Origin of the sequence: Pantoea sp. V106_11, from assembly GCF_029967885.1 — a bacterium.
GTDB lineage: Bacteria > Pseudomonadota > Gammaproteobacteria > Enterobacterales > Enterobacteriaceae > Pantoea > Pantoea ananatis.
The window spans coordinates 111,289-119,107 of record NZ_JASCAK010000032.1 but is presented as its reverse complement, the minus strand read 5'-3'; the positions used below and the strand labels follow the sequence as shown (position 1 = coordinate 119,107).

Here is a 7,819-nt window from a genome sequence, read left to right as displayed (position 1 = left end):
AGTGAAACGCCGTAGCGCCGATGGTAGTGTGGGGTCTCCCCATGCGAGAGTAGGGAACTGCCAGGCATCAAACAAGTAAAAAAGCCCTGAACTGACGTTCAGGGCTTTTTTACGTCTGCGATCTGGCAGATAACCCCTCATCTCTGCGCCGTTCCGGACCGGACGCATCCCTTTACCGGCGTTTAGCGGGCAACGGTGAACCTGTAGCAAGGCACGGGTGCAGTGGCGGAGCGACGTAAAACACAGGCACGTCATCTGGTACGCGGCAGACAGGCTCTAACGATGATGGTAATTACACCTTCTTTGCCGTTCGAAGACGGGAAAACCCTCTACTGAACGCTGCTGATCTGCATCATTCACTCGCTACCCATTGTGTTGTCAGCTATGCGCCTTTTTACCCAGCCATGTCAGGATAAATGCGGCCACTTCTTGTGGCTGGTTGATGTTCAAAACGGGCACATTCAGGTTTAAAGTCGTGTCGTCACAGGCGACAGCCACCACCTTCTCATCCAGCAGTGCTGCTAGCTCACCTTTAATACCCGATCGCCAAAGCACAATTTTGGCGACTGGCTCATCTTTAAATCCTTCGACTAACACTACATCCAACTGTTCGCCGTCCATTCGTCCCACTAACGTCATTAAGCTGACAGGCTGCTCAGGCGTTTCACACATCAGCGCCCAACGCCTGTCGCTGGCGACAATAACCTGATCGGCTCCGGCTTTACGCAGCCGATAGCTGTCTTTACCCGGCCTGTCTACGTCCATGTCATGGTGGGTATGTTTAATTAATCCTGCACGTATTTCCTGCGCTTTTAACAAGGGTATAACTTGCTCGAGTAGTGTGGTTTTACCGGTTCCGCTCCAGGCGACAATGGCCAATAACGGAATATGCATTATGACTTCTCCTGCATGATCAGATCGTCAGGTGTATTGATGTTGCTGAACGCTGACTCTGGATCGCTAAATAAAACCGGGTGCCCACCATGCTCACGCATAAACTGCATAAGCCTGCGCTCCCCCCGTAACAACCATGTCTCAAGATCGTCGGCAATCGCCTTATTCATCAAGGCCAGGGTTGGATGATCCCGCTGGGAGGATTTCACCCATACAGCAGGTGCGTTGTTACGCTGCTGCCAGAGGCGCGCAACAAAATCACCGGGGATCTGAGGTGTATCACAGGCACAAAATGCCACCCAATCAGTGGGGCTGTGCCGTAAACCGCTCAACATACCTGCAAGCGGTCCTGGGTAGTCCTTGATTGAATCGGTTACGACCTGATAACCACTTAGCTGATAACGATCAATGTTGCGGTTAGCGCTTATTAACACAATGTCTACCTGCGGCCTCAACCGCTGTAGAACGTGTTGGTATAGGGGTTTACTCTGCATCATAAGTAATCCTTTATCCTGCCCGCCCATACGGCTACCTTGTCCACCAGCAAGGATTACACCGGTAAATGCTGCCATCTTGTCTCCTTGTGTCATTCTGGACGTGAATCACCTGCATTGAGGAATCATTATGAAAACCCATCGGCTGACTGAACTGCTTGAACTCCTGCAACCGGCATGGGAGAAAGAGCCCGATCTTAACCTGTTGGCATTTTTACAAAAACTGGCCCACGAGTCTGGTTTCATTGGCCCATTAAGTGAATTAAGCGATGACGTATTGATTTATCATCTAAAAATGCGTGATTCAGCCAGCGACGATCAGATTCCAGGCCTGAAAAAAGATTATGAAGTCGATTTTAAAACCGCCCTGCTACGTGCACGTGGTGTCATCAAAAATGACGAGTAGTGTTATCCTTGGCCATTAACCGTAAAGATAAGCACAGGGATAACCATGAGTGATGCCGCCTTTAACTTCCAGACACTCAATCCTGATGTCCTGTTGGATGCGCTTTGGGAAACGGGTATACGGGTAGATTCCGGCTTAACCGCCCTGAACAGCTATGAAAATCGGGTTTATCAGTTTAGCGACGATGAAAAACGTCGCTATGTGGCCAAGTTTTATCGCCCTCAGCGCTGGAGTGCAGAACAGATCACCGAAGAGCATCGGTTTTCCCAGGATTTGCTGGACGACGAGGTGCCGATTGCCGCGCCGTTAGTTTTGCAGGGCGATACGCTGCAACGTCATGCTGGCTTTTACTATGCGGTCTTTCCCAGCCTGGGTGGACGGCAGTATGAAACCGACAACGAAGATCAGATGGAATGGGTAGGCCGTTTCCTGGGACGTATTCATCAAACTGGCCGCAAAAGCCTGTTTCAGCAACGCCCATCCATAGGGCTTGAAGAATATCTGGAGCAGCCGCGAGAAGTCCTGGCAAAGGCTGAGCTCGTGCCTGCGTCACTCCGCCCAGCATTGCTGGAAGCTGTCGATAAACTTGGCATCACGCTGCGGCAGTGCTGGCATAGCGACTGGCAGCCGCTACGCTTACATGGTGATTGCCATCCGGGCAATATTCTGTGGCGCGATGGCCCGCTGTTTGTCGATCTTGATGATGCCCGCAATGGTCCCGCTATTCAGGATCTGTGGATGTTAATTAGCGGAGACAAGCATGAACAACGCATCCAATGGGATATTCTGTTGGACGCATACAGTGAATTCAGCGACTTCGATATTAACGAATTGTCACTGATTGAGCCTTTACGTGCTATGCGCATGATTTATTATCTGGCCTGGGTCGTGCGCCGCTGGCAGGATCCCGCTTTTCCGCGCGCTTTCCCCTGGATGACGGATGAGGATTTCTGGCGCCGGCAAATTTTGCAGTTTATCGAGCAGGAAAAGGTGTTACGGGAACCTCCGTTGCAGCTGGCCCCGCAATTTTAATGAAAAGTCAGGAGAGTTTTCCCCAATGAAGAAAATATTTTTTGCACTGATGGGTTTGGTGCTGGCGTTCAGCGCATCTGCTGCACAATTCACTGAAGGTAAACAATACGTTAGCCTGCCTAAACCTGTTGCAGGTGAACCCCAGGTTATGGAGTTTTTCTCTTTTTTCTGCCCGCACTGCTACCAGTTTGAGCAAATTTACCATGTCGGTGATGCAGTTAAAAAGAATCTGCCAGCCGATACGAAGATGGTGAAGTACCACGTTGACTTCCTTGGCGGCGACTTAGGTCCCGTTGTCACTCATGCGTGGGCCGTCGCGATGGCGCTGGGCGTAGAAGATAAAGTGACTTCACCTATTTTTGATGGCATTCAGAAAAGCCAGACGATTACGGATGCAGCCAGCCTGAAAGACGTATTCATCAAAGCAGCGGGCATTTCTTCTGAGCAGTACGATGCGGCCTGGAACAGCTTTGCAGTAAAAGCCCTTGTTGCCCAGCAGCAAAAAGCGGCGTCTGACGTTGATCTGCGCGGCGTGCCAGCAATGTTTATTAATGGCAAATATATGGTTAATAACGGCGGTCTGGATACCAGCTCAATGGCGAACTTCGTGGCGGATTATGCCAACGTAGTGAAGTTCCTGGTTGAGAAAAAATAAGCGTTTTACGCTGAGTTTTTTGCAAAACGCCAGCATACGCTGGCGTTTTCATTTGTAATTTGTGCGCCCATCGCTGACCTGTTGAAGAAGCACAGTTTTTCTATCCACACAAGCAAACATGCCATTAAAAATCACGATCGCATCACGGATTTATATTAACTATATGATTTTATTATTTTTAATTTTGGCTGAATCTTTTTTATGACATAAATAAACTATTGATATAATTTTTACGCACAAAGTTATCCACAGAAAGATCGTTGCGATCCTCATTACAGAAGCACGAAAAACGTCACTCCCTGTTTGTCTTGATTAACCCTTTTCGCCAAGGTGTGGCATCCTTATAGGCCAATCCATGGCAACGAAGAATACACAGACATATGGCGCAAATAGCAGAAAACCCCCTGATTTTGGTTGATGGCTCATCCTATCTTTATCGCGCGTACCACGCTTTCCCACCGCTAACCAACAGCGCAGGTGAGCCTACTGGTGCTATGTATGGCGTGCTCAACATGCTGAAAAGCCTGTTGGTACAGTACAGCCCTACACATGTTGCTGTGGTGTTTGATGCTAAAGGCAAAACCTTCAGGGATGAACTGTTTGAACATTACAAATCCCACCGCCCACCGATGCCTGATGATTTGCGGTCACAAATAGCGCCGCTGCACGAAATGGTGCGTGCGATGGGCTTGCCGCTGTTGGCTGTCAGCGGCGTTGAAGCGGACGATGTGATTGGTACGCTGGCGTTAGAGGCAGAGAAAAAAGGCCACGCTGTTCTGATCAGCACCGGCGATAAAGATATGGCGCAGCTTGTCACACCGGGCATTACGCTAATCAATACCATGACGAATACCATTCTTGGCCCAGAAGAGGTTGAGCAGAAGTATGGTGTGCCACCGTCGTTGATCATCGATTTTCTGGCGATGATGGGGGACAGCTCAGATAATATTCCCGGCGTACCCGGCGTGGGTGAAAAAACAGCCCAGGCGCTGCTGCAGGGGCTGGGCGGGATGCAGTCCATTTACGACAATCTTGATAAAGTCGCCGATCTCTCTTTTCGCGGTGCAAAAACCATGGCCGCGAAACTGGAGCAGAATCGCGATGTTGCTTTTCTTTCTTATCAGCTTGCCACCATTAAAACAGACGTCGAGCTCGATCAACCCTGTGAAGCGCTTATGGTCAGCGAACCTGATGTTAACGCGCTGCAAGCACTATTTAGCCGTTTCGAATTCAAGCGCTGGTTGACCGACCTGCAAGAGGGAAAATGGCTGCAGGGTACTAAAAGCAACCGGCAAGCCCAGCAGGTTCTTACCGATGAGCCGGTGGCGAGCGTTGAGGCCACCAGCCTGTTATCGGCTGACGGCTATATCACCATTCTGGATCAGCAAACCTTAGATGCCTGGGTGGAGAAGCTGAAAAACAGCGAGGTCTTTGCGTTCGATCTCGAAACCGATGGGCTGGATACGTTAACGGCTAATATCGTCGGCCTCAGTTTTGCGGTAGCGCCAGGTGAGGCGGCTTATCTGCCCGTGGCACATGATTACCTCGATGCGCCGGAGCAGCTCGACCGCGATGCCGTTCTTGCGCAACTCAAGCCGCTGCTCGAAGATCCTGACGCCAGTAAAGTAGGGCAAAATCTCAAATACGATCGTGGCGTGCTGAAAAACTACGATATTGAACTCGCCGGTATCAAATATGACACCATGCTGGAGTCATATATCCTGAACAGCGTAGTGGGCAAGCATGATATGGACAGCCTGTCTGCGCGGTGGCTGAATCATAAAACCATTACCTTTGAAGAGATCGCCGGTAAAGGGAAAAATCAGCTCACATTTAATCAAATCGCTTTAGAGCAGGCTGCACATTACGCAGCAGAAGATGCCGATGTCACTCTGCAACTGCATTTGAAAATGTGGCCTGAGCTTGAAAAAGAAGCCGGCCCTAAAAAGGTTTTTGAACAAATTGAAATGCCCCTGCTTAAGGTGATTTCACGTGTTGAGCGTAACGGCGTATTGATCGATCAAGCCATTCTGGCGCAGCACTCTAAAGAGCTGACATCGCGCCTGGCTGAGCTTGAGCTTAAAGCGCATGAGCTGGCGGGCGAGCCCTTTAATCTCTCATCGACCAAGCAGCTGCAGGTCGTCCTGTTTGAAAAGCAGGGCATTAAGCCGACGAAGAAAACACCCGGAGGCGCGCCTTCTACCAGTGAAGAAGTTCTGGCTGAGCTGGCACTGGACTATCCGCTGCCAAAGGTCATTCTGGAGCACCGTGGGTTGTCGAAACTGAAGTCAACTTACACTGATAAACTGCCGCTGATGATCAATCCTGTCAGCGGTCGCGTGCACACGTCCTATCATCAGGCGGTAACGGCTACCGGTCGCCTGTCTTCAACCGATCCTAACCTGCAAAACATCCCGGTCCGTAACGATGAAGGACGCCGCATTCGTCAGGCCTTTGTTGCGGGCAAGGGGAACCGTATCGTGGCGGCGGACTATTCACAGATTGAACTGCGTATCATGGCGCATCTGTCACAGGATAAAGGCCTGCTCGATGCCTTTTCCCAGGGAGAAGATATTCACCGTGCTACTGCGTCAGAGGTCTTTGGCGTGCCGCTGTCTAAGGTCACGGGCGAACAACGTCGTAGCGCCAAGGCCATTAACTTTGGTCTTATCTACGGCATGAGCGCGTTTGGATTATCTCGCCAGCTGAACATTGGCGCAGGCGAAGCGAAAAAGTATATGGATTTGTACTTCGAGCGCTATCCTGGCGTGCTGCGCTATATGGAAAACACGCGGCAGCTTGCAGCCAGTAACGGGTATGTTGAAACGCTGGATGGACGCCGTTTGTGGTTGCCCGACATCAAGTCCAGTAACGCCATTCGTCGTAAAGCTGCTGAACGTGCGGCGATTAATGCCCCCATGCAGGGAACGGCCGCGGATATCATCAAACGCGCCATGATTGCGGTCGATGACTGGTTACAAAAGCAAACCGATGATGCGGTCAGGATGATCATGCAAGTGCACGATGAACTGGTGTTTGAAATCAAAGCTGAAGCCGTCGATGAAGCCAGCAAGCAGATTCGCGCGCTGATGGAGGGCAGTATGGCGCTGGATGTCCCCTTACTGGTCGAAGTCGGCGTAGGCGACAACTGGGATCAGGCGCATTAAGACTCTGGCTGGTGGCGTTTATGCGCCACCGCTGGCGCATTATCACGTGATCAGGCATGAAGCCGGCACACCGTGGTACCGGCGCTGCAAAACGATGCAGTAACTTATTATGGCCTAAGCACTTTTTTTGTAATTTAACTACATGCCATCCTCATTTTTGTGACGAGCATGGTAAAAAAAGTGACTAAAAATGAAAGAGAGCAACAAAAAAACCTTTGTTGCTCACAAAAAATCAGGTAAAGTTCGAGGCGTAGGGTACAGAGGTAAGATGTTCTATCTTTCAGACCTTTTACTTCACGTAATCGGATTTGGCTGAATTTAGCCGCCCCAGTCATTCTGTGACTGGGGCGTTTTTTATTGGGCTGACGCTAAAAAACGGCAGCCTGTGAGGTTTGTCAGGCTTCAGTGCCCTGATCTTCAACAGCAGGTTCGAGTTCACTAAACCAGCTATTCAGCTTATGGCGCACTTTGTCGACGCCGATTTTTTTCAGCGATGAGAAAACCTCAACCTGCACATCACCCATAAACGCCATTGAGGCTTCTTTCACCATATTGAGCTGGGCTTTACGTGCGCCGGAAGCGAGCTTGTCAGCTTTAGTCAGCAGCAGGAGGACAGGGATCTCGCTCTCAACCGCCCATTGAATCATTTGCTGATCCAGATCTTTAAGCGGGTGGCGGATATCCATCAGTACCACCAGGCCTTTAAGCGCCTGCCTTTTTTGCAGATATTCGCCCAATGCCCGTTGCCATTTGAGTTTCATCTCTTCTGGCACTTCAGCATAGCCGTAACCCGGTAAGTCTACGAGGCGCTTGCCTTCTGCAACTTCAAACAGGTTAATCAGCTGCGTACGACCGGGTGTTTTACTGGTTCGCGCCAGGCCTTTTTGATTGGTGAGCGTATTTAAGGCGCTGGATTTACCCGCGTTTGAACGACCAGCAAACGCAACTTCAATGCCGGTATCAGAGGGCAAATGGCGGATGTCCGGTGCGCTAAGAATGAAGCGGGTGACATGGTAATTCAGTTCAGACAAGGGAATACTCCAGAAACGCATTAGGGCAATGGCGCTGATTATACGCGTTATGGCGCGAAAGTGCTCAATACCATTGGTGAGGCGCCTTTGTAAGATATTTGCCATAAATTTTGCCCGTTATGTCTCTTTTTAGTTAAATA

Annotated in this window: 7 protein-coding genes; 4 read left to right on the top strand and 3 right to left on the bottom strand. The window is 50.2% G+C overall.

Annotated elements, in window-relative coordinates:
- Positions 1–378 precede the first annotated feature (378 nt).
- Positions 379–894 (bottom strand): molybdopterin-guanine dinucleotide biosynthesis protein MobB, encoded by a 516-nt coding sequence (mobB, locus tag QLG08_RS17350; protein WP_022622399.1) that lies wholly within the window; start codon positions 892–894, stop codon positions 379–381.
- The gene (gene mobA, locus QLG08_RS17345; protein WP_029569294.1) at positions 894–1,466 is read right to left on the bottom strand and encodes a molybdenum cofactor guanylyltransferase MobA; all 573 of its coding nucleotides are present in this window, start codon (positions 1,464–1,466) and stop codon (positions 894–896) included. The genes mobB and mobA overlap by 1 nt, the downstream gene beginning before the upstream one ends.
- 52 nt (positions 1,467–1,518) lie before the next feature.
- Here mobA and QLG08_RS17340 point away from each other — a divergent pair, with 52 nt between their 5' ends.
- From QLG08_RS17340 to polA, 4 genes are all read left to right on the top strand, one after another.
- A complete protein-coding gene (locus QLG08_RS17340; RefSeq protein ID WP_013027791.1) occupies positions 1,519–1,794 on the top strand; it encodes a YihD family protein in 276 nt (91 codons plus the stop codon).
- Between the two features lie 45 nt (positions 1,795–1,839).
- Positions 1,840–2,826 carry a serine/threonine protein kinase gene (locus tag QLG08_RS17335; RefSeq protein ID WP_029570806.1) on the top strand — a complete coding sequence of 329 codons (987 nt, stop codon included), beginning with the start codon at positions 1,840–1,842 and terminating at the stop codon, positions 2,824–2,826.
- A gap of 25 nt (positions 2,827–2,851) precedes the next feature.
- Positions 2,852–3,481, top strand: a complete 630-nt coding sequence (gene dsbA / locus QLG08_RS17330; RefSeq protein ID WP_013027789.1) for a thiol:disulfide interchange protein DsbA — start codon at positions 2,852–2,854, stop codon at positions 3,479–3,481.
- 380 nt (positions 3,482–3,861) lie between these two features.
- The gene (gene polA / locus QLG08_RS17325; protein WP_161611127.1) at positions 3,862–6,648 is read left to right on the top strand and encodes a DNA polymerase I; all 2,787 of its coding nucleotides are present in this window, start codon (positions 3,862–3,864) and stop codon (positions 6,646–6,648) included.
- Positions 6,649–7,043: 395 nt separating this feature from the next.
- Here the strand turns inward: polA and yihA are convergent, their stop codons facing one another.
- Complete coding sequence (yihA, locus tag QLG08_RS17320; protein WP_033774673.1) at positions 7,044–7,679, bottom strand: ribosome biogenesis GTP-binding protein YihA/YsxC; 636 nt, start codon at positions 7,677–7,679, stop codon at positions 7,044–7,046.
- Positions 7,680–7,819 lie beyond the last annotated feature (140 nt).

What these genes read in the sequence shown, in the direction of transcription:
- mobB (WP_022622399.1), bottom strand. Translation starts at nt 894, where the DNA reads ATGCATATTCCGTTATTGGCCATTGTCGCCTGGAGCGGAACCGGTAAA.
- mobA (WP_029569294.1), bottom strand. Translation starts at nt 1,466, where the DNA reads ATGGCAGCATTTACCGGTGTAATCCTTGCTGGTGGACAAGGTAGCCGT.
- QLG08_RS17340 (WP_013027791.1), top strand. Translation starts at nt 1,519, where the DNA reads ATGAAAACCCATCGGCTGACTGAACTGCTTGAACTCCTGCAACCGGCA.
- QLG08_RS17335 (WP_029570806.1), top strand. Translation starts at nt 1,840, where the DNA reads ATGAGTGATGCCGCCTTTAACTTCCAGACACTCAATCCTGATGTCCTG.
- dsbA (WP_013027789.1), top strand. Translation starts at nt 2,852, where the DNA reads ATGAAGAAAATATTTTTTGCACTGATGGGTTTGGTGCTGGCGTTCAGC.
- polA (WP_161611127.1), top strand. Translation starts at nt 3,862, where the DNA reads ATGGCGCAAATAGCAGAAAACCCCCTGATTTTGGTTGATGGCTCATCC.